Here is a 26,583-nt window from a genome sequence, read left to right as displayed (position 1 = left end):
CCACTCGTAGGTAAACTTCTTTTCATATCCATCCCTTTTCTTCCGCAATTGTAATTGCCTCAATTCTATTTTTCGCATCAAGCTTCGTTAATACTTCGGAAATATAATTACGTACTGTACCAGGTGAAAGATAAAGTGCCTTCGCAATTTCATTTGCCGTCTTTCCTTCTTTCGCAAGTAACAATACTTCTTTTTCGCGATCCGATAATGGATTTTGCTCCTGCCATAAGCCGAACATTAAATCTTGAGAGATCTCTCGTTTTCCTTTCATCACATTACGAATCGCTGCAGCTAAATCTTCACTTGGGCTATCTTTTAATAAATATCCGTGCACGCCAGCTTTCATTGCTCGTTCAAAATATCCAGGGCGTGCAAATGTTGTTAAAATCATTACTTTACATGCTGATTGTTCTTTCTTTAACGTTTCCGCAACATCTAATCCGCTTTGAATCGGCATTTCGATATCCATAATGCTTACATCCGGTTTTAACGATTCAATTAGTTTTAGCGCCTCTTCCCCGTTCGCAGCTTGCCCAATTACTTCAATATCATCTTCTAGATCAAGCAGGGCCCCTAATGCACCACGAAGCATCCGCTGATCTTCTGCAATAATAATTCGAATCATGCCCTCACCTCATCTTTTCCTGTTCGAATAACAACTGGAACTTTTACTGTTAATAGTGTCCCTGGATTAATCGTACCCAGTTCAACAAATCCATCAATAAGAGCGATACGCTCTTTCATACCACGAATGCCATTTCCATCATGGTTTTGATCCGTTAAGCCAACTCCATTATCTTCTACTGTCAAAATTAATTCACCTTGTGATTCTAGTACAGAAACTGTACAATGCGTCGCCTTACTATGCTTTACAACATTCGTCACAGCCTCACGTAAACACATTCCTAAAATATTTTGTTCAATCGGTGATAACGAACTTGCACTGGTTTCTTGTTTTATTTCTAATTCAATAGTAGCAGCTTGTAAGATTGCTTTTATTTGCTCAAGCTCTTCTTCTACTGTAATCATGCGCATATCAGAAATTAATTCCCTTAACTGCTTTAAAGCGGTACGAGATGTTTGTGTAATTTCCTTCGCTTCCACACTTGCACGCTCCGGATTTTTTACAATTAACTTCTCCACAAGCTGACTTTTTAAAGTAATGAGTGATAACGTGTGCCCTAACGTATCATGAAGATCCCTTGCAATCCGCTGACGTTCTTCACGTTTTACTAAGTCTTTAATTTGCTCATTCGCTTCGTTTAATTGATTTCTTAACATCTTTTTCTGATTAAAATTACGCATTCCAAATGGCGTAAGGAGCATTAAAATAAACATCGGAACGATATTTACTAAACTTGTAGTCGTTAGTTGATTCATATTTATAAATAAAAATGCCCCAAGCATAATAACCAACAAACATAATAGCACTCGAAACACTTTCTTATTTGGCGTAAATCCCATCGCACTTGCCGTGAAAAAGCCAAAGAATATCATGAAAGGATTGTAAAATAAAGCAAATAAAAAGATGAGTACCATTTGAACACATGCCCAAAAAACAAACGTCCTCTTTACAAAATAAAGCTGACGGTATGTGATGATAAAAACTATCAACATACCGCTTCCAATTACAAGCTTCCACCCTGACGACTGCACTAAATGGTAAATTGGAAACAACAGATAAACGAACCACATATACGGGAAGAAACCCATATGTTTCGGAAAAATCTCAATCCTCTTCTTCTCTATCATTTATACCGCTTCCTGTCTTTTTCTTATATATATTGATATTACAACAAATATAAGGAAATAACCTCCTAATACCGCGATATTTTCCCAACCAACTGTTTTTCCAGCTACAATGTCCCACGCACCGCTTCCGAAGTGGTATGTTGGCGTCCATTCACCGATAGATCTTAATATTTTCGGGAATACTTCGATCGGCATCCATAGACCACCAAGAATTGCTAAACACATATTTAAAATATTTGCTAAACCCGCTGCTGCATCAACCTTTTTAATAGAACCGACTATCGATCCAAGCGCTAAAAATGGTGTTACACCTAGTAATAGCCATAAACCAGCGCCTATCCATTGACCAAACGTTAACTGAACATCATTAATTAAAATACCTGCTATAAAAATAACTACAATTGAAAACACATTTACTACTGTTTGTGAAACAATTTTCGCAGAAATATATGCCCCTTCTGGCAAAGGTGTAATTCTCAACAGTTGTGCCCACCCTTTTTGTCTTTCCTCAGAAAGACGAACACCAAAGCTAAAAAGTGCTGTTCCAATAATACTGAATGAAGTCATAGAAATTAAATAGTGAGCTTTCCATTCATTCCCGTTCTGTGGCACTTGAACAACATTTGTGAAAATGTAGTAAAACATAACTGGCATTAGTAATGAGAAAAAGATAAATAATTTATTGCGAAACGTACGGAATATCTCCATCTTACATTGCATCAAAAACGCTCTCATGCGATTTCCCCCTTCTGATTTGCGACAAACTGTTCAAATGCTTCATCAAGGCTTCCACGTTCGACCGAAACATCTGTTACAGGTAAGTTCTTTTGATAAATTGCTTTTAAAGTTGCATCTGTATCTTCAGTTGTTAAAATGAAGTGCCCTTCGTTTGACTGTACTTCTGTTACGTTTGGTAATTCTTTTAGTAATTTTGCAGGAATACTTTCCTTCGAATAAAACGTAATAGTTTTTCGCGAAATCGTCGCCTTCATCGCATCTGGTGTACCATCTGCGATAATCTTTCCGTTTGCAAACAATAAAATACGATCCGCCAACGCATCCGCTTCTTCTAAATAGTGTGTCGTTAAAATAATTGTTTTCCCTTCACTTGCTAACTTTCGAATTGTTTCCCAAAACGTTCTTCGAGACGTAATATCCATTCCAACTGTCGGCTCATCTAAAAATAGCAAATCTGGATTTCCCGCAAGTGCGAGTGCAAAGTTTAACCTTCTTTTTTGCCCACCTGATAATTTCTCACACCTTTGCTTTCGCTCCGATTCTAAATTTGATAACTGTAGCAACGTTTCTTTCGCTACCGGATTCGTATAATAACTACGGAATAACTCAATTGCCTCTTCCACTGTAATGCTATCAATGACACTTACTTCTTGTAACATCGCACCGAGGCTATTACGAACATCTCTATGTTTGGGACTCTTTCCAAATATAGAAACAGTTCCTTCCGTCGGATCCTTTAATCCAAGCATCATCGACATCGTCGTCGTTTTCCCTGCACCATTCGGTCCAAGTAGTGCTACGATTTCCCCCTTATTTACATGAAATGAAACATTATTTACTGCACTTTTATGTTTAAATGTTTTAGAAACACCATTTACTTCAATAATCTTTTCCATCTCTCCACCCCCGCTGTTTCTTATATTTACATTGTATGTGTTGGAAAAGTTAGGAAACAGTATGATGCGTCATAACATCGATATGACAATTGTCATGTATTCTTTGTGAGAGGAATCAATCCGCATACCGCAAGCGAGTAGCAGGACGAAAATAAACATGATACAATCGGATAAGATATATATTCGAGGAAGGACAGTGGTTTTCATGATTATTCGTAATGAACAAGACTTAGAAGGCTTACGAAAAATCGGCCGCATCGTTGCGCTTGCACGTGAAGAAATGAAAAAACAAGCAAAGCCAGGCATGACAACGAAAGAGCTAGATTTGATCGGTAAAAAAGTATTAGATGAGCATGGTGCTATTTCTGCACCTGAAAAAGAATATGATTTCCCTGGCGTAACTTGCATCAGTGTAAACGAAGAAGTTGCTCACGGTATTCCAGGAGAGCGTGTATTAAAAGACGGCGACTTAGTAAACGTCGACGTATCTGCTGCACTTGATGGCTATTATGCAGATACAGGTATTTCATTTGTACTTGGAGAAGATGAAGCAAAAGAAAAGCTTTGCCAAGCAGCTGTTGATGCATTTTGGGCAGCAATGAAAAAGGTTAAAGCTGGTTCAAAGCAAAATCAAATTGGTCGTGCTGTTTCAAACTTCGCACATAAAAATGGATACAATGTGATTCAAAACTTAACTGGTCACGGTATTGGCCTTAGCTTACATGAAGCACCAAACCACATTTTAAGCTACTTTGACCCAATGGATAATGCACTTCTAAAAGACGGTCTTGTTATCGCTGTAGAGCCATTCATTTCTATGAAAGCTGATCACATTATTGAGCGCGGCGATGATGGTTGGACATTCGTTACACCTGATAAAAGCCTTGTTGCACAATGTGAACATACAGTTGTCGTAACACGCGGCGAACCGATTATTTTAACAGAAATATAAAAAATAGCCGTTTGGTAGCAGAAACCTACCAAACGGCTATTTTTTATTACTTTTAGGTATGCAAAAATTTATATAAATAAAAGGTGGTGCATCAAGGCACCACCTTTTTAACGGGGTGAGGCTGCCCAAAAGTACGGAAAACCATTGAACAGCCTCTTATTTTCATATGGATGCCTTACATATATCACTGATGATAATTATGAAATGCGGAAACATATTTATCATCACATGATTCAAACACGAGAAAAGAAACCCTACAGTGGATTCTTTTCTCTACATAATCTAAAGTTTGGGTACACTAGATTCATGCAATGTAGGAGCTTTCCAAGCAGAAAGCGAACCTTCATTTAAAATGATAGCATACATATCTCCACCAAAAATATGCAAATATGCATATAGTATTTTTTATTTCTCAATGTCAGAATATTGAAAAATAAAAAATGTAAAGGTAAAATAAAGTCGTTATCCGTCTTCTTTTGTCAGTCAGAGAGAATAGAAGAATAGGAGAGGAAAAAATGAAAAAATCTTTAAAACAAAAAATAGTAAGCTCTTTGCTTGCTGTATCACTCGCTGTTAGCTTGGCTCCAATTGGACAAGCCAAAGCTGATTCCACGTCAGAAATCACACAGACTTCACCTATCACAAAACAAGTTGATGCAAGCCGCGCCATCGAACACATCCGTTTCTTATCCGAAACAATTGGTCCTCGCCCTGGTGGGACAAAATCAGAAGAATGGGCTTCTCGCTACGTTGGTATGCAACTTAAATCAATGGGCTATGAAGTAGACTATCAACCATTTCAAGTGCCAGATCAGTACGTTGGCTTTATTGAATCCCCATTATCCACAAAGCGTAATTGGCAAGCTGGCGCTGCTCCTAACGCACTAATTTCTACAGAAGCTGTTACAGCTCCTCTTATCTTTGTTCAAGGTGGGACAAAATTAGAGGATATTCCAAATGAAGTAAATGGAAAGATTGTTCTATTTGAAAGGGGAACAACAGTAGCAGACTACAATAAACAAGTTGAAAATGCTGTTAGCAAAGGAGCAAAAGGTGTTCTTTTATACAGTTTAATTGGTGGACGCGGAAATTATGGACAAACCTTCAATCCCCGCCTAACGAAAAAGCAATCTATTCCTGTATTTGGTCTTGCTTATGCGCAAGGAAATGCATTTAAAGAAGAAATCGCTAAAAAAGGGACAACAATTCTTTCCCTAAAAGCGAGACATGAATCTAATTTAAAATCCTTAAACGTCATCGCTAAAAAGAAACCAAAAAACAGTACAGGTAATGAAAAAGCTGTCGTTGTAAGTTCGCACTATGATAGTGTAGTTGGAGCACCTGGAGCAAACGATAATGCTTCTGGTACAGGATTAGTATTAGAGTTAGCTCGTGCTTTTCAAAATGTAGAAACTGATAAAGAAATTCGTTTTATTGCTTTTGGTTCTGAAGAGACTGGCTTACTTGGCTCCGATTATTACGTTAATAGTCTATCCCAAAAAGAACGCGATCGAATTTTAGGTGTCTTTAACGCAGACATGGTTGCAACAAATTACGATAAGGCAAAGAATTTATATGTTATGACGCCTAACGGTTCTCCAAACCTTGTAACAGACGCAGCCTTGCAAGCAGGTAAACAGTTAAATAATGACCTCGTACTGCAAGGAAAATTCGGCTCTAGTGATCACGTACCATTTGCTGAAGTTGGTATTCCTGCCGCTCTATTTATTTGGATGGGTGTCGATAGCTGGAATCCATTAATCTATCATATCGAGAAGGTATATCACACACCTCAAGATAACGTATTTGAGAACATTTCACCTGAACGTATGAAAATGGCATTAGAGGTTATTGGTACAGGCATCTATAATAGCCTTCATTCCACCGTAAAAACAGGAGAGAAAGCCGCTTAATACTATTTCAAGCCACCGATTAATCGGTGGCTGTTTATTAAGAAAAAATAAATATGCATAAAAGCATATTCATTACATGGTATTATGGTGTATAATTAAAATCGTAATATATAAATAAAAGATATCAATCACATAGCATTATGTAGAATAAAAAATTTAAATACTATTGATTACATCTAATGAGAAGGTTTTTCAATTATAAAAAGGTGCTCTTGCAGTTGTGTTAACTTGAACTTTAGGAACTAATGCCTTCATTCCTAAAATAAACGTTGCATCAGCTACTCAAGAACAAAGCTTTACAATATGCTATTTCTAAATTAGCCATAAAAATGGCTATGCATTCATCAAAAACTTAATGAAACATAGCATTGACCTTAAATTACATGAGATACCACGCTCTAAGCTTATGGTCCAATGATAATGGGCTTCTTAAAAACGGTTTTGTTATCGTTTTAGAGCCACTGATTGAGTCCACCTTGAAATTGTTCCCTTTTTTCTATAAAAAAAACCCTTCAGGCTGCATTCTTCCCTTCACCTTATTGTGAAGTGTTTTTGAATACTTACCTAAAGGGAGCAATATCAATAGTAATTTTTTAATTTGTCAGCTACTCAGTTTACAGTGTAATCAATAATCTAAAGCTTTTTTATTATTTAATTCGCTGACGAGCGAGTAGGATTCCACCTAAAAGGAACAATACCATACCTCCAAGAATTGAACTCATTCCTGCTGATGTTCCTCCTGTGTTAGGAAGTAATGTTGGCTTATCATTTTCTGTAGTAGGTGGAACTTTTGAATCGCTATTGTTGCCTGTATTTGTGTTTGGATTTTTCGGATCTGTACTTGGATCTTTCGGATCTGTACTTGAATCTTTTGGATCTGTGCTTGGATCTTTCGGATCTGTGCTTGGATCTTTCGGATTTGTACTTGGATCTTTTGGATCTACATTTGGCTCGTCCTTGATTTTTGTATTTGTGATGTCATAACCTTTTACTTTGGATTCATACCCAGCTACTGGTTGTTCCTTCACTTCATACTTGTACGCTACTCCATTTTCATCGTATGCTTGGAGCTTTTCAAACGTGTACTTCCAGTTTGTTTTTGCTGTTACTTCTTTTGTGTCTACTACTTTACCGTTTTGTAGTAAGTCTACTTTAATCGAACGTGGACGATCTGTTGCATTGTTATCGTTCCACGTTTTTGTTCCTTCTACTTTTGTTTCGCCTACTTTTATATTCGTGATGTCATAACCTTTCACTTCGGATTTGTATCCGTCTACCGGTTGTTCCTTCACTTCATACTTGTACGCTACTCCGTTTGCATCATATGCTTGGAGCTTTTCAAACGTGTACTTCCAGTTTGTTTCTGCTGTTACTTCTTTTGTGTCTACTACTTTACCGTTTTGTAGTAAATCTACTTTAATTGAACTTGGACGATCTGTTACATTGTTATCGTTCCACGTTTTTGTTCCTTCTACCTTTGTTTCGCCTACTTTTGTATTTGTGATGTCAGTACCATTTACTTCGGATTCATATCCTGATACTGCTTGTTCTTTTACTGTATACTCGTAAGCTTTTCCTTCCGCATCATATGCTGCTAAATCTGTGAATGTATATTTCCAACCCATTACTGCGAATACGTCTTGTGTTTGAATCACGTTCCCGTTTTGTAGTAAGTCTACTTTGATCATTGTCGGACGGTCTGTTGCATTTCCGTCTTTCCACGTCTTTATTCCTTCTACTTTTGTTTCGCCTACTTTTGTATTCGTGATGTCATAACCTTTTACTTTGGATTTATATCCTGCTACTGGCTGTTCTTTCACTTCATACTTGTATGCCACTCCGTTTGCATCGTATGCTTGGAGCTTTTCAAATGTGTACTTCCATTCTGTTGCCGCTGTTACTTCTTTTGTGTCTACTACTTTACCGTTTTGTAAAAGATCTACTTTAATCATTTCCGGACGATCTTTTGCGTTATCGTCTTTCCATGTTTTCGTTCCTTCTACTTTTGTTTTGCCTACTTTTGTATTTGTGATGTCAGTACCATTTACTTTGGATTCATATCCTGGTACTGCCTGTTCTTTCACTTCATACTTGTACGCTGCTCCGTTTGCATCGTATGCTTGGAGTTTTTCAAACGTATACTTCCAGTTTGTTGCCGCCGTTGCTTCTTTTGTATCTACTACTTTACCGTTTTGTAGTAAGTCTACTTTAATCGAACGTGGACGATCTGTTGCATTGTTATCGTTCCACGTTTTTGTTCCTTCTACTTTCGTTTCGCCTACTTTTGTATTCGTGATGTCATAACCTTTTACTTTGGATTCATATCCAGCTACTGGCTGTTCTTTCACTCCATACTTATATGCCTTACCTTTTGCATCGTAAGCTTGGAGCTTTTCAAACGTGTACTTCCAGTTTGTTTCTGCTGTTACTTCTTTTGTATCTACTACTTTACCATTTTGTAAAAGGTCTACTTTGATCATTGTCGGACGATCTGTTGCGTTATTATCGTTCCATGTCTTCGTTCCTTCTACTTTTGTTTCGCCTACTTTCGTATTTGTGATGTCATAACCGTGTACGTCAGATCCGTATCCCGTTACCGGCTGTTCCTTCACTTCATACTTGTACGCTACTCCATTTTCATCATATGCTTCTAAATCCGCGAATGCATATTTCCAGTTTGTTGCCGCTGTTACTTCTTTTGTATCTACTACTTTACCATTTTGTAAAAGGTCTACTTTAATCGAGCTTGGACGATCTGTTGCTTGGTTATCGTTCCACGTTTTTGTTCCTTCCACTGTCAATTTCGCTACTTTTGTATTCGTGATATCAGTACCACTTACTTTGGATTCATATCCTGCTACCGGTTGTTCCTTCACTTCATACTTGTACGCTACTCCATTTTCATCATATGCTTGGAGCTTTTCAAACGTATACTTCCAGTTTGTTTCTGCTGTTACTTCTTTTGTATCTACTACTTTACCATTTTGTAAAAGGTCTACTTTGATCATTGTTGGACGATCTGTTGCGTTATCGTCTTTCCATGTTTTCGTTCCTTCTACTTTTGTTTCGCCTACTTTTGTATTTGTGATGTCAGTACCATTTACTTTGGATTCATATCCAACCACCGCTTGTTCCTTCACTTCATACTTATACGCTACTCCATTTTCATCATACGCTGCTAAATCTTTGAATTCGTATTTCCAGTCTGTTGCTTTGTTTACCTCTTGCGTCGCAATCACTGTACCATTTTGTAAAAGGTCTACTTTAATCATTTCCGGACGATCTTTCGCGTTATCGTCTTTCCATGTCTTTGTTCCTTCTACTTTTGTTTGACCTACTTTTGTATTTGTGATATCAGTACCACTTACTTTAGATTCATATCCTGCTACTGGCTGTTCTTTCACTTCATACTTGTATGCCACTCCGTTTGCATCGTATGCTTGGAGCTTTTCAAATGTGTACTTCCATTCTGTTGCCGCTGTTACTTCTTTTGTATCTACTACTTTACCGTTTTGTAAAAGGTCTACTTTAATCATTTCCGGACGATCTTTCGCGCTATCATCTTTCCATGTTTTCGTTCCTTCTACTTTTGTTTCGCCTACTTTTGTATTTGTGATATCAGTACCACTTACTTTGGATTCATATCCTGCTACCGGTTGTTCCTTCACTTCATACTTGTACGCTACTCCATTTTCATCATATGCTGCTAAATCTTTAAATTCATATTTCCAACCTGTTGCTTTGCTTACCTCTTGCGTCGCAATCACTGTACCATTTTGTAAAAGGTCTACTTTAATCATTTCCGGACGATCTGTTGCGTTATCATCTTTCCATGTCTTCGTTCCTTCTACTTTTGTTTGACCTACTTTTGTATTTGTGATATCAGTACCACTTACTTTGGATTCATATCCTGGTACTGCTTGTTCTTTCACTTCATACTTGTATGCCTTACCTTCTGCATCATATGCTGCTAAATCTTTGAATTCGTACTTCCAGCCTATTGCTTTGCTTACTTCTTGCGTCGCAATCACTGTACCATTTTGTAGAAGGTCTACTTTAATCATTTCCGGACGATCTTTCGCGTTATCGTCTTTCCATGTTTTCGTTCCTTCTACTTTTGTTTTGCCTACTTTTGTATTTGTGATGTTAGTACCATTTACTTTGGATTCATATCCGGCTACTGGCTGTTCTTTCACTTCATACTTGTACGCTACTCCGTTTGCATCGTATGCTTGGAGTTTTTCAAACGTGTACTTCCAATCTGTTGCCGCTGTTACTTCTTTTGTATCTACTACTTTACCGTTTTGTAAAAGATCTACTTTGATCATTTCCGGACGATCTTTCGCATTATCGTCTTTCCATGTTTTCGTTCCTTCTACTTTTGTTTCGCCTACTTTTGTATTTGTGATGTCAGTACCATTTACTTTGGATTCATATCCAGCTATCGGTTGTTCCTTCACTTTATACTTGTACGCTACTCCATTTGCATCATACGCTACTAAATCTTTGAATTCATATTTCCAATCTGTTACTTTGCTTACTTCTTGCGTCGCAATCACTGTACCATTTTGTAAAAGGTCTACTTGAATCATTTCTGGACGATCTGTTGCGTTATCGTCGTTCCATGTCTTCGTTCCTTCTACTTTTGTTTGACCTACTTTTGTATTTGTGATATCAGTACCACTTACTTTGGATTCATATCCTGGTACTGGCTGTTCTTTCACTGTATACTCGTAAGCCTTTCCTTCCGCATCATATGCTTCTAGATCTGAGAATATATATTTCCAACCCATTACTGCTAGTACGTCGTGTGTTTGAATCACATTCCCGTTTTGTAGTAAGTCTACTTTGATCATTGTCGGACGGTCTGTTGCATTTCCGTCGTTCCATGTCTTCGTTCCTTCTACTTTTGTTTTGCCTACTTTTGTATTTGTGATATCAGTACCACTTACTTTGGATTCATATCCTGGTATTGCTTGTTCTTTCACTTCATACTTGTACGCTGCTCCCTTTGCATCGTATGCCTGAAGTTTTTCAAACGTGTACTTCCAATTTGTTGCCGCTGTTACTTCTTTTGTATCTACTACTTTACCGTTTTGTAAAAGATCTACTTTGATCATTTCCGGACGATCTTTCGCGTTATCGTCTTTCCATGTTTTCGTTCCTTCTACTTTTGTTTCGCCTACTTTTGTATTTGTGATATCAGTACCACTTACTTTGGATTCATATCCTGGTACTGCTTGTTCTTTCACTTCATACTTGTACGCTGCTCCGTTTGCATCGTATGCCTGAAGTTTTTCAAACGTGTACTTCCAATTTATTGCCGCTGTTACTTCTTTTGTATCTACTACTTTACCGTTTTGTAAAAGATCTACTTTGATCATTTCCGGACGATCTTTCGCGTTATCGTCTTTCCATGTTTTCGTTCCTTCTACTTTTGTTTCGCCTACTTTTGTATTTGTGATATCATAACCATTGACTTTGGATTCGTATCCATCTACCGGTTGTTCTTTCACTTCATACTTGTATGCTTTTCCATTTGCATCGAACGCTACTAAATCTTTAAATTCATACTTCCAACCTGTTTCTTTGCTGACTTCTTGTGTCGCAATCACTGTACCGTTTTGTAGTAAGTCTACTTTGATGGCTTTATGCTCTTCCTCTGTGCCACCTTTCCACGTCTTCGTTCCTGCAACTGATGTCTTGCCTACTTTTGTATTCGTGATGTCATAACCATTTACTTTGGATTCATATCCATCTACCGGTTGTTCTTTCACTTCATACTTATATGCTGTTCCGGCTACATCGTTTATTACCAAATCTTTAAATTCATATTTCCATCCTGTTGCTTCGCTCACTTCTTGCGTCGCAATCACTGTACCATTTTGTAGTAAGTCTACTTTAATCATCGTTGGACGACTTTGCGCATTTCCGTCCTTCCATGTTTTTGTTCCTTCTACCTTAGTTGTTTGTACCACTTTTGTATTTGTAATGTCATAACCATTTACTTCTGTTGTGTATCCATCTATCGGTTGTTCTTTTACTTCATACTTGTATGCTACTCCATTTGCATCATATGCTGGTAGGTTGTCAAATTTGTACTTCCAACCATCTGCCGCTGTTACTTCTTTCGTGTCTACTACTTTCTCATTTTGTAGTAACTCTACTTTGATTGAACTTGGACGGTCTTTCTCGTTATCGCCTTTCCACGTCTTCGTCCCTGCAATAGATGTAGTTTTCACCTTATTCGGAATTGGCAACTTAACTCCATTTACAGCATCTGATTTAACTTCAAAAATTACTTTTGCTTGAGGATCGAAATCAACATAGTCTGGAGCTGAAACTTCTTTCACATAATATTTACCTGGTTGTAAATTAGGGATTTCAATTATCCCTTTTTCATCTGTTTTATATACATCTCCAACTTGTTCATCAGGCTCTTTATACAACTTAAACGAAACATTTGGGATTACTTTTTCTTCATCCCCTTCAATATGCTTCACAATTTTTAGTGTTCCTTTTGGAGTCACGTTACCTTCAGCACCACCGCCAGCTGTCATATTTTCGACTGGATGAGTACCCGATTCATTAACTGGTTCCTTGTTTAGAACTTGGTAATCAATCGTATAATCATTCTTAAAAAACTCTTGCTTCTTCCCAGCTTCCGTTATAGTAGATGTATAACCAATCGAAAAGGAGGCAAGACGCGCTTTATCCTTATTAAGCACAACTTTAAATGATTTGTCTCCAGTAAAGGTAATCGTTCCGTAACCTTGCTTTTCAAGCTCTTGTAGCGTTAAAGATCGACGACCTATATAATCATCTACAATTATATAGAAACTATCCTTATTAAGTGTTTGACCTTCCTGTAAATTATCAGTCACAACAATATCACCACTTAACTCTTCTTTAGCCAAGTTTATATTCAAGAACCAACGTACTTCATCGCTCTTACCTGAGTTCATATCACCAGTTTTATAAAAAAATGGTGGCTTTCCAGGATCTGTACCCCCACCACTGCTTGGGCCGGTAATTGTTACAGATTGCTTATCTACATTTGTACCGAAATTGGTTTCAATCTCTTTCTTTTCATCCGTTCCTACATTAGCAGCTTCCACAAAAAAGTTTAAATACCCTTTAATATTTTGATGTGTACCCACTTTATCATTAAATGTACATACCACAGTACCTGCAGTGACTTTACAAGTACCATAATCATCTAATAGAAACTCTGTATTTAATCCTTTTAATTCTGGAGGCAGTGTTAATGTTAGTGTGTCTCCAGACTTCAGCTTAAGACTATCTTTTTCACTGAAGTTTATAGTTACTTTAGTCCGTTGTCCGATAGAAAGATCTGTTTTATCAATCTTAAAACTATCCACAAGTCCTAATGTATTTAATTCTTGTGCGTTTGCTACTATAGGTAAAAGACTCTGACCTATAGTAAACATGAAAATCATTATAATCGAAAAAATAGAAGTTATTCTCTTTAAATACATACTTTATGTTAGCCTCCTCATAATTTAAAATATAAATAGTTTCTGGTACAAACATGTTATGATGAAAATTCTATTATCCAACTATTTCACCTACGTATTTTTAATAGCTATTATGATTTCTCTTCCCCCCTTCACTACTACTTAACAACTTGAAACTTGATTTTTTATAAGTGTATCTAACATTTTCGACACGCCTACAATTATGTACTTTTGACCTATATTTTTTAATAGGAACATAGATAAACTTTGACAAAAAAGTTTAAATAATAAATACATATAGGCGACAGATACTGGAATACATTTAAAATCAGGAAAAAATGATTTAAAATGCATTCCAGACGAAACTCATGACAACCATTCTTCTTTTTGTGCCTTAGGGATTATAAAATGATTATTCTATGTGTAAAAGATTTTAGTGCGGGCAAATATAGACTAACTACTTCACAGCAAATATGCATCCTATCAACTTCCATACTTATCGTTCTGAAAAATAACGAAAATTACGGATTATAGTCGCATTCAGCATACCAGCAAAAAAGCTTATAAATGTGGAACGAGTTAAAATACTCATATTTTACAGGATATCATTAGAAGATAAGCTTTCTGTCATCATAAGTACGGCTGACAATGTCCATGTATTAAAACATTTGATATTTAGTTAAATACCGAAATAAATTGATGCAAAAAACATTTTAACATCAGCGCTATATGATTAAAATATTACGGACGAAGTATTATTTGTCTATGAAGATAAAAGAAATATTCTCCAAATCTGAATAAAGTGAAACAAGTTTTGGGGTAACTAAAAACGATTGTGATTTTCAACTGATTTCATGTGAATTTTGCAGAAATACGGGAATCAGTCTTTTCATTTTTGGAGTATATAAATGGGTGTCGAGAAAAAGGGTTTCTCCTGATGGATCTGATTCTAGAGCTATGTCAAAAAATTAAAATAAACCTACATATCATCTATCCGCTAAAAATTTTTAATTTCTTTACGAATAATAAAATATTTATATATACTTATATACATTTATGTATTAATATATATATAAATGATGTTAAATCAAAAATAAGAGCTGTATATCTCCTCATTATTTTTATCGAATCTAAAAAATCAAGTTGATTAGCACCAAATCCTTGACTCCTTAAATAAGAAGTTTTGAGGATTACCTACTCAGTTGTTAGATAGATTATAATTTTAAGTACACTTACCTTGATTGTAATAACATGATTTAAAGCAATTACAACATTCCCTATTAGCATTTCATCAATAAATAATACAGACATGCCTTTTTTCGTAATTCCCCCAAAAAACAACAAATTTTTTCCATAGTCTATTATTCTAGAATTGTTACCAAAAATCAATAGTTAATTGTTGCTCCCCATTTTTACTTCATTATTATAAGGCATCTTTAGGTTAACCAATTATCCTATTTTACATATCATATTCTGGCTAAGGTTGACCACCCTCATATAATTCTCCTTAATTTACACAACATTATATGTTTAGGTTTTTCAGAAAAAGCCACCTTTCTTTTAAAAGTGATAACATCTATATCCTCATTAAAAATATACAAATAATTCAGGTTGCACTTTTCTATTTCTCAATACAAATTAATTTTTTGAAAAAACAGATATAAAGCCTTTATCCGTCTTCTTTTGTCAGTCCAAAAGAAAAAAACAATTAGTTATAACAAAAATCACCTACTTTAAAGTGGTGATTTTTTATTGAGAAAATACATATATGCATAAAAGCATATTTCCTCCCACTCATTATCATATACAATATTAACTGTAACAAAAATGATTACAACTAATAAGGAGGCTTCTTTACTATGAAAAAAATGATTTTAGCCGGTGCGTTAACTTTAGCAGGAATTACTGGTGCTACCGCGTTTATTCCTGAAACAAAGGCGGCTGCCGCTACTCAAGAACAAAGCTTTACAAAATTTTATTCTTTGCAAACTGGAAGTAGTTCTGAACAAGAACCTGTTTTCCTTCAAAAAGGACAGGAACTAACAATTCAACCTAACAGCAAAACTCCTAGTTACAGTGTTTATGACTCAAATCATAAACTTATTGGACGTTATTCTGATGGTTACGGCCGAATTTTCACTGCAAAAACAGATGGAAATATGTACGTTCAGTTTCATGCACCTTACGTTTACTATAGTCCTGTTAGCTTTTCGGTTACGTATACAATCCGATAAAATAAAGGGCCTTTCTCAAGGCCCTTTACTTTGTTTCCCAATTCACTTTTACAAAACCATCTTTCACCATTACACCACTTATATTAAATACATACTTTTCATTCGCTTTTAATGCAGCTTTAAAAGTACCTTTTTTCGATTCACAGATCTCTTTTAACTCTCTTATTCCTTCTCCTTGCCTTTCATACAAGCTAAAGCATAAATTCCCACGTTTTGCATCCGTCTCATAAGAAAATGTTACTTCTGTATCTTTTGCATACTCAAGTTCAATATCTTTCCCAGCAATATCCCATGATGAGAATTTTGCCTCGTAACTTGTCTCCCCTTGCTTCTCATTTTCTAAATATATATCACCAGCTCTCCACATATCATCTAACGTTTGAACGAAAGCAAAGCCGCTAAGTAATACAAGCATTGCACTTGCAAATATCACAACCAGCGTTATTTTTTGCTTTTTCATACCCTTCATCGCATGTTCTCCTTCTACTTTCCTTTTACTTCTTCGTACCATATATAACAAAACTCCAATAAAAAATGGCAATACAATCGCTATAACACTCCACCACTTACTTATTCCACGCATTTTTGCATCTGTATACACCCATGATACTACACATACTAAAAGTGCTATAAAAGCCAAAAACATTGCAATCCCAGCTATCTCAATTACTACAAATGGATTAGCGAACTCTATCATGTAATTTATACTCCTTCTTTAAAAATGACTGTATGACAACATATATAGGAATGTATAGGTGCATCACAATAACTATCGTTATAATGACAGATATTTTATGATCCAAATGACTAACGAACTGCTCTAGAGTGACAGTTAATACAATCATCCAAATAGCATGAATACATATAACCCATCTCTTCTCTATTTTTTGAGCATTTCGCACAATCTGCTTCGTATTATTTATTAGCTCTTCGCTTGGAATCATCTCTCCCGCTAAGCTACTTTTTATCTTCTGATCAAACTTATCTTCCGTCATAAACGAACCCCTCCAAATGTTCCCGCATTTGCTTCTTCGCATAATTAAGGCGGTATTTCACCGTGCCAATCGGTATATTTAATATTTCGCTCATTTCTTTATAAGAGTATTGTTCATAATAGTAGAGTACGAGCACAGTTTTATATTTTTCATTCAATAACTGTATAACTTCCCGTATCATTTCCGCTTCTACTTTTTGAATAAATTTTTCTGATATATTCACTTCATCTGCCAAATCTATTTCTCCACCATCCTCTTTATGAAATAAATCCAATACGCGATCTTTCCACCTTTTCTTCTTACGATAAAAGTCATAAAATGTACGAACACAAATTGTAGTAATCCATTTTTTATAATTTTCCACACAAGAAAGTTGGTGCCTAGAGGAAAAAACTTTTATCCAAGTCTCTTGAAAAATATCTTCTGCATCTTCTTTCGTTTTCGCTAATTTATAGCATAAGGAATATATTTGCTGCTTATATATATCAATTAATTCTTCTACCTTTTCTTCCATCGGAAACCTCCTGTCATTTATATAAGACGGCGCAAATTCTCCTTTTGTTTGATAAAATTTTATTTTTTATTATCCCCATACAAAAAGGCAATCACAACATCGTGTGATTGCCTTTTACTTAAAAACGAAAGTCCGCTTCCGCTTTTCTTAATTACATTTTTTCTGGTGCAGATACTCCTACGATTGCTAATGCGCTTTGAAGTGTAGTACGTACTGCTTTCATTAACTCGTAACGAGCTTTACTTAATTCTAAGTTATCTTGGTTTAATACTTTTTCTGCATTGTAGAAGCTGTGTAATGTTGCTGCTAATTCAAATGCATAGTTTGTAATGCGGTGTGGCAGACGTTTTTGTGCTGCATCCGCAACTACTGCTGGGAATTCACCAAGTTTTTTCAGTAACTCTACTTCTTTCTCAGAAGTAACAAGTTTGTAGTTCACGTCTCCGCCTGTAGCTAATCCTAACTCTTCACCTTGACGAAGGATACTGCATACGCGAGCATGAGCATATTGTGCATAGTATACTGGGTTTTCATTAGATTTTGATACAGCTAAGTCCATATCGAAATCTAAATGAGAATCGCCGCTACGCATTGCGAAGAAGTAACGCATTGCGTCCACGCCTACTTCTTCCATAAGCTCACGAAGTGTAACTGCTTTACCTGTACGCTTACTCATCTTCATTTTTTCACCGTTTTGATACAGTTGTACCATTTGGATGATTTCTACTTCAAGTGTTTCTTTATCGTAACCTAGCGCTTGAATAGCAGCTTTCATACGCGGAATGTAACCATGGTGGTCAGCACCCCAAATATTGATTAGCTTATCGAAACCACGCTCTAATTTATCACGGTGATACGCGATATCTGGCGTTAAGTACGTGTAAGAACCATCATTTTTAATTAATACACGGTTTTTGTCGTCACCGTAAGTCATTGAACGGAACCAAGTTGCACCGCCTTCTTCAAAGATCTCGTCACGCTCTTTTAATACTGCAAGTGCAGCATCGATTTTTCCGTTTTTGTATAATGATGTTTCTGAGAACCATACATCAAATTTAACACGGAAGCTTTCTAAGTCTTTTTGAAGTTTTGCTAACTCATATTTTAAACCGTATTCACGGTAGAATTCATAGCTTTCTTCAGCATCAGCTTTTGCATAACGATCGCCAAACTCTTCAGCTAAACGTTTACCGATTCCAATGATATCCGCACCATGGTATCCGTCTTCTGGCATTTCTTTCTCTAGACCTAAAGCTTGCATGTAACGAGCTTCAACAGAAAGAGCTAAGTTATGAATTTGGTTACCAGCGTCATTAATGTAGTACTCACGAGATACATCGTATCCTGCTTTCGCTAACACGTTACATAAAGTGTCACCTACTGCCGCACCACGTGCATGTCCTAAGTGAAGGTCACCTGTTGGATTCGCAGATACGAACTCGACTTGTACTTTTTCACCTTTACCAGTATTCGTTTCACCGTAAGCTTCACCAGCATTAACGATTGTTGGGATTAAGTCTGTTAAGTAGCTATTATCCATGTAGAAGTTAATGAAACCAGGACCAGCGATTTCAATTTTTTCAATAGAAGCTTTTGCTTTATCGAAGTTTGCAACTAATTCTTCTGCAATCATACGAGGTGCTTTTTTCGCAACGCGTGCAAGTTGCATTGCCATATTTGTAGAGAAGTCACCATTTGTTTTATCTTTTGGAGATTCTAATACAACGTTTGGAATCTGTTCTTCCGTCGCTAATTCTGCCTTTAATACAGCAGCTTGAATTTCTTCTTTAATTAATCCTTTTACTTGTTCTAAAGAATTCATTATTTTGCCTCCTTCAAATTAAGTGTAATTGTATATCTGCCAGCTTCTTGTTCACTTAGAAGCAATGCGTACGTTAAGAAGAGTTGTCCTTTTTTCTTTTCATCCGACCATTTAAAAAGAACGTTATCAGTTTTCGTTTGCAATGCAAACGTACCAAGTTCACTCGTATACGTACCAGTTGTCCATTCACCTTTCACATGCGTTTGACGCATTGAAACAGCACCTGAACGCATAATGAGAACTTGTTCATCTTGAATTTTAATAATTGTTTTCACTTCGCCCTGTTCGTTCGGCTCTTGGAATGTTACGTATGTACCTTGACCTTTTACATAGTATTGACCATTTGCTTCAAAAGCAACGGTTTCCTTCCTCGCCCCTTCACGGATTTCTGTTACGAAATGAACGTGTACCGGCAAGCCTGCAAGTTGTTTCTCCACGTCTTGCACACCTTTCAAATGTTATAGATATTAAATACTGCTTATAATAAATCACTTTTCCTATCATATCAAAAAAAACCTCTGTCTGTCTGCTGAAAAATCAGGAAAACTCTATTTCAAAAAATAATTCACTTTCACTTTATTTCATATGATAAAATATTTGTTAAATCTAAATATTTAATTAATTATAGAGGTGAATCTAAGTGCTACCAACAAAATTAAAAAAGGGTGATGAAATTAGAGTTATTTCACCATCTTGTAGTTTAAGTATTGTCTCAAATACGAATCAAGAGCTTGCTATAAAAAGATTAAACGACATGGGCTTTCAAGTTACATTCTCAACATATGCTGATGAGATAGATCGATTTGCTTCCTCTTCTATCTCTTCACGCGTTCACGATCTTCACGAAGCATTTAGAGACCCGAATGTAAAAGCCATTTTGACGACACTTGGCGGATACAACTCTAATGGCTTATTAAAACATCTCGATTACGATTTGATTCGAGAAAACCCGAAATTTTTCTGTGGCTATTCTGATATCACTGCGTTAAATAATGCAATTTACACAAAAACAGGACTTGTTACATATTCAGGACCCCATTTCTCTTCATTTGGAATGGAAAAAGGACTCGAGTATACGACCGATTACTTTTTAAAATGCTTAACTTCTAATGAACCTATTGAAATATTGCCATCTGAAACATGGAGCGATGATTCTTGGTATGTAGATCAGGAAAATCGAGAATTTATTAAAAATAAAGGATATGTTTCAATTCACGAGGGAGAAGCTACAGGAGATATTATCGGTGGCAATATGAGCACATTTAACTTACTGCAAGGTACGCCATATATGCCTAACTTAAAGGAGAAAATTTTATTTATTGAAGAGGATAGTTTAACAGGAACATCTACCCTTAAAACTTTTGATCGCTATTTACATTCTCTTATGCAACAACAAGATTTTGAACATGTAAAAGGCATCGTTATAGGAAAGATGCAAAAAGGCGCAGAATGTACGATAGAAGACATTCAAGAAATGATTGCTTCAAAACCTGAACTCGCACATATCCCTGTCATTGTAAACGCAAGTTTCGGGCATACAACCCCGATTTTCACTTTCCCGATTGGCGGACGTGCAAAAATCATTTCTAACAAAGAAAAAACATCTATCACTATTTTAACGCACTAAAAAAGGAGCGAATAAGTCGCTCCTTTTATGGTTTTTCTATTTTTTCCAACGCTTTTTGTGGGATTGACTCTTTCGATATTTCAGCCCATCCTTTTCCTTGCATACCTTTTGCATAAATTTTTATAAACGCCCCAGTATGCAATTCACGGTTCATCATTCTTTTCACAACTTGTAACTTTCCGTCTTCTGTATACCCTTTAAATGTATACAAGTATTCACCGTCTTTTTTCTCACCTTTATCTATAACCGCATAATAATCTTGTATTTCTTTATTTGAAAAGAAGTTGTCTACAAAAGCATGTACACCTTCTGTTTTTGTGTTCAAATAATACGCTGTTCCACCTAGAATAATGGCGAATACAACTAAAACTTTAATTACCAATTTCATACATGCGCCTCCTGTTTGCACTTCTTTCTCACTAGTCTTATGTCTATACCTGTATTATACGGAAAAAGGCATACTATACTCTATTGAAAAGTCTTACACTTTCCTTACATTATTGTAAGGGTTTTTCACCTTATAGCAATTTCCCAATAAAAATTTTTTCCGTTTCATGAACTTTTATATTATTATTGAATGATACAAATTTTTATTACAAAAATCAAAGGAGACAGTTTTCCAATGGCTATCTTGCAAGGTTTAGCACTATTACTTGTTGTACTTTGTCTATTTACACTTTTTAGTTACCGCGCTCCTTACGGAATGAAAGCAATGGGTGCTTTAGCTAATGCAGCAATCGCAAGTTTTCTTATTGAAGCATTTCACCGTTATATCGGTGGAGAAATGTTTCATAATGACTTTCTACAATCAGTAGGAGAAGCTTCTGGTAGTATGAGTGGTGTCGCAGCCGCAATTTTAGTCGCACTAGCAATCGGTGTTTCACCCGTATATGCTGTTTTAATCGGTATCGCTACTAGTGGATTCGGCATTTTACCAGGATTTTTTGCCGGATACGTTTGCGCTTTCGTCGTGAAATTCCTCGAAAAGAAATTACCTGCTGGTGTAGAGTTTTTAGCAATTTTATTTATTGCCGCACCAATCTCACGCGGAATGGCCATGCTTATGGATCCGCTCGTGAACGCAACGCTCGGTAAAATCGGTTCTATGATTTCAGTTGCAACTACAGAAAGTCCTATCATTATGGGCATTATGCTTGGTGGATTAATAACAGTTATTTCTACCTCTCCATTAAGTTCTATGGCACTAACTGCAATGCTTGGATTAACAGGTTTACCAATGGCAATTGGTAGTCTTGCTGTAGCAGCCTCAGCCCCAATGAACTTTATTTTCTTTAAACGACTAAAAATTTGTTCAAAGAAAGACACAATCGCTGTAGCAATCGAGCCTTTAACACAAGCCGATGTTGTTTCAGCAAATCCAATTCCAATTTATGCGACAAACTTCGTTGGCGGTGCACTTGCTGGTATTATTACATCTCTGTTCCAGCTCGTTAATAATGCACCAGGAACCGCATCACCAATCCCAGGACTTCTTGTCTTATTCGGATTTAATGACGTCGTAAAAGTAACAATTGCTGCTGTATTATGTGGAATCGTTACCACGATTGTTGGGTACATCGGATCAATTATATTCCGCAAATATCCAATCCGTTCTGCTGATGAAATTCGCGGCATTGCTTCGGAAGAGAATGTTGCATAAGAAAAAGAGCGATTCTCATCGTTTGAGAATCGCTCTTTTTTATGTCTCGTGACAGTCAGTGAAATTATATCAGCGTTTTTTTTAATATGTAGATTTACCGACACATATCGATAAAACAAGAGCCCCTATTCATATAGGAGGCTCTTGTTTTATCCAGCTACAGCGGCTAAAATCTCCGCTTTTATTTCTATCCAGTTACGCCTCCTAGACCCTTGCGTCTAAGAACCTTCCCTGCCAAAAGGTAAAAAGCACCTTTTGCAGGAAAGAACCTTAGTCACCGGGTCTAAACAGTCGGCTTCACTTTTACTTTACCCAACCGAGCAGCATTTCCCGCACGAATTTGCTTGCTGCGACTGGTGTTTGATCACTATGGTCGTAGACAGGAGCTACTTCTACTAGGTCTGCTCCAACTACATTTATATTTGAATTTGCAATTGCCACGATGGAATCTAATAATTCTTTAGATGTGATACCTCCAGCTTCTAACGTTCCTGTTCCTGGAGCGTGAGCTGGGTCTAATACGTCAATGTCGATTGTGACATAAACTGGGCGTCCTGCAAGTTTCGGTAATACTTCTTTCAACGGCTCTAGTACGTCAAATTTGTATAAGTTCATACCTACTTCTTTCGCCCATTCAAATTCTTCCTTCATTCCAGAACGAATTCCGAAAGAATATACGTTTTCCGGACCAATTAAATCGCACACTTTACGAATTGGTGTAGAGTGGGATAAAGGCTCCCCTTCATATGATTCACGTAAATCAGTATGAGCATCCATGTGGATGATTGCTAAATCCGGATATTTTTTTGCCATTGCCTTAAAAATTGGCCAAGACACTAAGTGCTCACCGCCGAGCCCTAGTGGAAACTTATCGGCATCTAAAAGTTTTGATACATACTCTTCAATCATGTCTAAGCTGCGTTGTGCGTTTCCGAATGGTAACGGGATATCACCCGCATCAAAATATTTTACCTCTTCTAGTTCACGATCTAAATATGGACTATATTCCTCAAGACCGATTGATACTTCACGAATACGTGCAGGGCCAAAGCGAGATCCCGGACGGTAACTTACTGTCCAATCCATAGGCATCCCGTAAATAACTACCTTTGACTCTTCAAAACTTGGATGACTTTTAATAAATACTTTACCTGAATAAGCTTCATCAAAACGCATATTCTTTTCCTCCTTATGTGGAACTTAAGGTATCCCAACCTTTCATTATTTCTCAAATTTGGAGCGAATTGCTCCTCTTTCTCGATTTACCGGGGGTCTTCTTTTTTACAATAAGAAGACAATTTTCTTTACAGTAGTGTAAGTAGCTAGCATGTTCAAGTCTTCTGGACAAACACCTTAAATGAGCTACTTACACTTTATTGGTTCGATACGATTCTCTTACTTAATTAGATCGCCAACAAATTTCGGTAATGCGAATGCTGCATTGTGTAATTCTTTTGTGTAGTATTTCGTTTCGATTTCGTGGAAACGCTCTTCACTTACTTCTAATGGATCATGTTTTTTAGATCCAATTGTGAACGTCCAAAGACCACTTGGATAAGTTGGAATGTTCGCTGTGTATAAACGAGTAATTGGGAAGATCTCTTTTACGTCTTTAAACACAGTTGTAATTAGTTCTGGTGTGAACCAAGGGTTGTCCGTTTGTGCAACGAAAATACCATCTTCTTTTAACGCTTTTGAAATTCCAGCGTAGAAACCTTTCGTAAATAAGTTTACTGCTGGTCCTACTGGCTCAGTAGAATCTACCATAATTACGTCATATTCATATTCGCTCTCTGCGATGTGTAGGAAACCGTCTCCTACTTTTACTTCTACACGCTCATTATCTAATGCGCCTGCAATTGATGGTAAGTATTGTTTAGAGTACTCAATTACTTTTCCATCGATTTCAACAAGAGTTGCTTTCTTTACGCTTGGGTGTTTTAACACTTCACGAATAACACCACCATCGCCACCACCTACAACTAATACGTTTTCAGGGTTTGGATGTGTAAATAAAGGTACGTGCGCTACCATTTCATGATAAACGAACTCATCTTTTTCTGTTGTCATAACCATGCCATCTAAAATAAGCATGTTTCCGAACTCTTCCGTTTCAACCATATCAAGTTTTTGGAATTCTGTTTGCTCCGTATGTAATGTGCGGTTAATACGTGCCGTAATCCCAAAATGTTTTGTTTGTTTTTCAGTGAACCATAGTTCCATCGTACAATCACGCCTTTCAATGCAAATTTATAATAGGGACATCATTAATGTCCCCTAACAAAAATAAAACAAAACATCCGAAAAGTATAGTTAAAAGTACAAAAATACCGAAAATATATTTTAGTCAGAGGGTTCTAACATATATGTGAAAAGGGATTGCCCTGTAATAGGAAAGAAAACCCTTTCTTAAGAAAGGGCTTTTGTCTCTACTTCTACCGGTTTACGAATTGGAATTAAAATTATTACGCAACCGACTAACACCACAATTCCACCGACTAAAAATGGACTTTGCGGTGAAACAGTGTGGCCGATGATTCCTGATAAGATTGGAGCAATTGCGCCACCTAACCAACGAACGAAGTTATAAACACCAGATGTAACAGATCTTTCATAAGGTGAAATATCCATTACATAACTTGTAAATAATGCATTATTTAACCCTGACGCTAATCCTGATAGAACAATTAATACAATTTGTAACCACATAACTTTCACAAAGAATAGTGCAATTAAAAATAGGGCAAATACGAGTAAACTACCTTTTAACAATGCCTTCGGCTCATATTTCCCTTCTAGCTTATGGGCTAAAATTGCAGAACCGTAAGCTAACGCTAATCCCCATCCACAAAATACAAATCCTAATTGAATAGCAGATAAATGCATAATAAGTGGTGAATATGCTAACACCACGAAAAATCCGTAGTAGTATAACATTCCTGAAATCGCACCTTGCATAAACGGCTTATATTTCACCAGGTTAAGTAATTCTCCTACACCTGCCGCTTTACGCTTCACTTTTCGCTCCGGTTCTTTTACAAAAAAGAAAACTAAAATAAATGCTAAGAAAATTAAAATACTCGTCGCAAAAAATGGGTAACGCCAAGAATGTCCACCTAATATCCCGCCTAATAACGGTCCGCCTGCCATTCCTAAACCGATAGCTGCTTCATACAATCCTACTGCTTCATGAACTTCTTTACTTAATGCAATTAATAATGTCATCGCCGTTGCGAAGAACATTGCATTTCCTAATCCCCACCCCGCGCGGAAAATAGATAATTGGGCAATCGTTTGCGATATACCGCATATAAACGCAAATACAGTTACAATCGCAAGACCGATCGTCATCATTCGTTTATCACCAAATCTTGATGCGAATATTCCAGCTGGTAACATCATAATTGCCATCGTTAAAATATATGCTGTAAATAGCATCTCTACTTGCCAATGCGATGCACCAATTTGTTCAGCAATGCTTGGTAAGATTGGATCGACTACCCCTATACCCGAAAAGGCAAGGAAGGTAGCCACCACTGTAATTAATCTCCCTAATTTTTGTTTGCTCTCCATTTTGATCATTCTCCTTTTGTACTCTCCAAAAATGTCACTGCACGATGTAAGCTATCTTCTAGTTCCACCTTTACACGCTGCATTTGCTCCATTTTCTCGTCTAGCGTTTGCACTTGTTTTTCAAGCATCTCTTTAATTTCTTGAATCATTTCGCGGTCACGAGGGTTTGCACTATTTCTTCTTTGTTCCATTCTTTCTTTTAACGATAAGAAATGTTGCATTTCTTGAAGCGTAATTCCTAATACTTCTTTCGCTTCCACAATCCGTTTAATTCTGGCGATATCCTCATCTGTATACAGGCGAATGTTCCCCTCACTACGTTCTGGGGGATGAATTAAACCAATTTCCTCATAATAACGAAGTGTACGTTTTGTTAAACCAACTTGCTTTGTGACTTCATCAATCTTATACATGTTTATTCCTCCCTTC

Annotated in this window: 20 protein-coding genes; 5 read left to right on the top strand and 15 right to left on the bottom strand. The window is 36.7% G+C overall.

The features are described 5' to 3' along the window. Positions 1-22: 22 nt before the first annotated feature. The 4 genes from ACUN28_RS02315 to ACUN28_RS02300 are packed head-to-tail and all read right to left on the bottom strand — an operon-like array spanning position 23 to position 3,386. Positions 23-625 (bottom strand): response regulator transcription factor, encoded by a 603-nt coding sequence (locus ACUN28_RS02315; RefSeq protein WP_016085448.1) that lies wholly within the window; start codon positions 623-625, stop codon positions 23-25. Further along, complete coding sequence (locus tag ACUN28_RS02310; protein ID WP_016085447.1) at positions 622-1,752, bottom strand: sensor histidine kinase; 1,131 nt, start codon at positions 1,750-1,752, stop codon at positions 622-624. Before ACUN28_RS02310 ends, ACUN28_RS02315 begins: the two co-directional genes overlap by 4 nt. Beyond that, positions 1,753-2,487 (bottom strand): ABC transporter permease, encoded by a 735-nt coding sequence (locus tag ACUN28_RS02305; RefSeq protein WP_016085446.1) that lies wholly within the window; start codon positions 2,485-2,487, stop codon positions 1,753-1,755. Next, a complete protein-coding gene (locus tag ACUN28_RS02300; RefSeq protein WP_016085445.1) occupies positions 2,484-3,386 on the bottom strand; it encodes an ABC transporter ATP-binding protein in 903 nt (300 codons plus the stop codon). The genes ACUN28_RS02305 and ACUN28_RS02300 overlap by 4 nt, the downstream gene beginning before the upstream one ends. A gap of 157 nt (positions 3,387-3,543) precedes the next feature. On the opposite strand from ACUN28_RS02300, the gene map reads away from it, so the two are divergent. After that, positions 3,544-4,338 carry a type I methionyl aminopeptidase gene (gene map / locus ACUN28_RS02295; protein ID WP_016085444.1) on the top strand — a complete coding sequence of 265 codons (795 nt, stop codon included), beginning with the start codon at positions 3,544-3,546 and terminating at the stop codon, positions 4,336-4,338. A 515-nt stretch (positions 4,339-4,853) separates the two neighbouring features. Continuing rightward, positions 4,854-6,251, top strand: coding sequence for a M28 family metallopeptidase (locus ACUN28_RS02290; protein ID WP_016085443.1), 1,398 nt, complete (start codon positions 4,854-4,856; stop codon positions 6,249-6,251). A 647-nt stretch (positions 6,252-6,898) separates the two neighbouring features. Here ACUN28_RS02290 and ACUN28_RS02285 read toward each other — a convergent pair. Then, positions 6,899-13,750 carry a Cna B-type domain-containing protein gene (locus ACUN28_RS02285; protein ID WP_445423328.1) on the bottom strand — a complete coding sequence of 2,284 codons (6,852 nt, stop codon included), beginning with the start codon at positions 13,748-13,750 and terminating at the stop codon, positions 6,899-6,901. 1,838 nt (positions 13,751-15,588) lie between these two features. On the opposite strand from ACUN28_RS02285, the gene ACUN28_RS02280 reads away from it, so the two are divergent. After that, positions 15,589-15,963, top strand: a complete 375-nt coding sequence (locus tag ACUN28_RS02280; protein WP_016085439.1) for a hypothetical protein — start codon at positions 15,589-15,591, stop codon at positions 15,961-15,963. 25 nt (positions 15,964-15,988) lie between these two features. Here ACUN28_RS02280 and ACUN28_RS02275 read toward each other — a convergent pair whose 3' ends face one another. The 5 genes from ACUN28_RS02275 to ACUN28_RS02255 form a co-directional block, all read right to left on the bottom strand. After that, complete coding sequence (locus ACUN28_RS02275) at positions 15,989-16,660, bottom strand: ECF-type sigma factor negative effector (protein WP_016085438.1); 672 nt, start codon at positions 16,658-16,660, stop codon at positions 15,989-15,991. After that, a complete protein-coding gene (locus ACUN28_RS02270) occupies positions 16,644-16,958 on the bottom strand; it encodes a hypothetical protein (RefSeq protein ID WP_016085437.1) in 315 nt (104 codons plus the stop codon). The genes ACUN28_RS02275 and ACUN28_RS02270 overlap by 17 nt, the downstream gene beginning before the upstream one ends. Next, entirely contained in the window at positions 16,945-17,472 is a 528-nt protein-coding gene (locus ACUN28_RS02265) for an RNA polymerase sigma factor (RefSeq protein WP_016085436.1), read from the bottom strand. Before ACUN28_RS02265 ends, ACUN28_RS02270 begins: the two co-directional genes overlap by 14 nt. Before the next feature lie 151 nt (positions 17,473-17,623). Then, on the bottom strand, positions 17,624-19,294 hold the full coding sequence (gene argS, locus ACUN28_RS02260) for an arginine--tRNA ligase (protein WP_016085435.1): 1,671 nt from the start codon (positions 19,292-19,294) through the stop codon (positions 17,624-17,626). Continuing rightward, positions 19,294-19,731, bottom strand: a complete 438-nt coding sequence (locus ACUN28_RS02255) for a DUF1934 domain-containing protein (RefSeq protein ID WP_000414868.1) — start codon at positions 19,729-19,731, stop codon at positions 19,294-19,296. Before ACUN28_RS02255 ends, argS begins: the two co-directional genes overlap by 1 nt. Positions 19,732-19,934: 203 nt before the next feature. Between ACUN28_RS02255 and ACUN28_RS02250 the strand changes: the two genes are divergently transcribed. Continuing rightward, positions 19,935-20,921, top strand: a complete 987-nt coding sequence (locus ACUN28_RS02250) for a S66 family peptidase (RefSeq protein WP_016085434.1) — start codon at positions 19,935-19,937, stop codon at positions 20,919-20,921. 25 nt (positions 20,922-20,946) lie between these two features. On the opposite strand, the gene ACUN28_RS02245 is transcribed toward ACUN28_RS02250, so the two are convergent. Then, the gene (locus ACUN28_RS02245; RefSeq protein ID WP_000779940.1) at positions 20,947-21,309 is read right to left on the bottom strand and encodes a YxeA family protein; all 363 of its coding nucleotides are present in this window, start codon (positions 21,307-21,309) and stop codon (positions 20,947-20,949) included. A gap of 234 nt (positions 21,310-21,543) precedes the next feature. On the opposite strand from ACUN28_RS02245, the gene ACUN28_RS02240 reads away from it, so the two are divergent. Next, positions 21,544-22,581 (top strand): PTS sugar transporter subunit IIC, encoded by a 1,038-nt coding sequence (locus ACUN28_RS02240; RefSeq protein ID WP_016085433.1) that lies wholly within the window; start codon positions 21,544-21,546, stop codon positions 22,579-22,581. Between the two features lie 303 nt (positions 22,582-22,884). On the opposite strand, the gene speB is transcribed toward ACUN28_RS02240, so the two are convergent. The 4 genes from speB to ACUN28_RS02220 form a co-directional block, all read right to left on the bottom strand. Further along, positions 22,885-23,757, bottom strand: coding sequence for an agmatinase (gene speB, locus ACUN28_RS02235; protein ID WP_001209831.1), 873 nt, complete (start codon positions 23,755-23,757; stop codon positions 22,885-22,887). 219 nt (positions 23,758-23,976) lie between these two features. Beyond that, positions 23,977-24,804 carry a polyamine aminopropyltransferase gene (gene speE / locus ACUN28_RS02230; protein WP_016085432.1) on the bottom strand — a complete coding sequence of 276 codons (828 nt, stop codon included), beginning with the start codon at positions 24,802-24,804 and terminating at the stop codon, positions 23,977-23,979. Positions 24,805-24,990: 186 nt separating this feature from the next. Next, positions 24,991-26,154, bottom strand: a complete 1,164-nt coding sequence (locus tag ACUN28_RS02225; RefSeq protein ID WP_016085431.1) for an MFS transporter — start codon at positions 26,152-26,154, stop codon at positions 24,991-24,993. A 5-nt stretch (positions 26,155-26,159) separates the two neighbouring features. Next, the gene (locus ACUN28_RS02220; protein WP_016085430.1) at positions 26,160-26,567 is read right to left on the bottom strand and encodes a MerR family transcriptional regulator; all 408 of its coding nucleotides are present in this window, start codon (positions 26,565-26,567) and stop codon (positions 26,160-26,162) included. Between the last annotated feature and the right edge of the window lie 16 nt (positions 26,568-26,583).

The sequence above is a fragment of the Bacillus sp. WC2507 genome (assembly GCF_052656125.1).
Note: the sequence above shows the minus strand (reverse complement) of the source record. Positions and strands in the feature narration are given on the sequence as shown.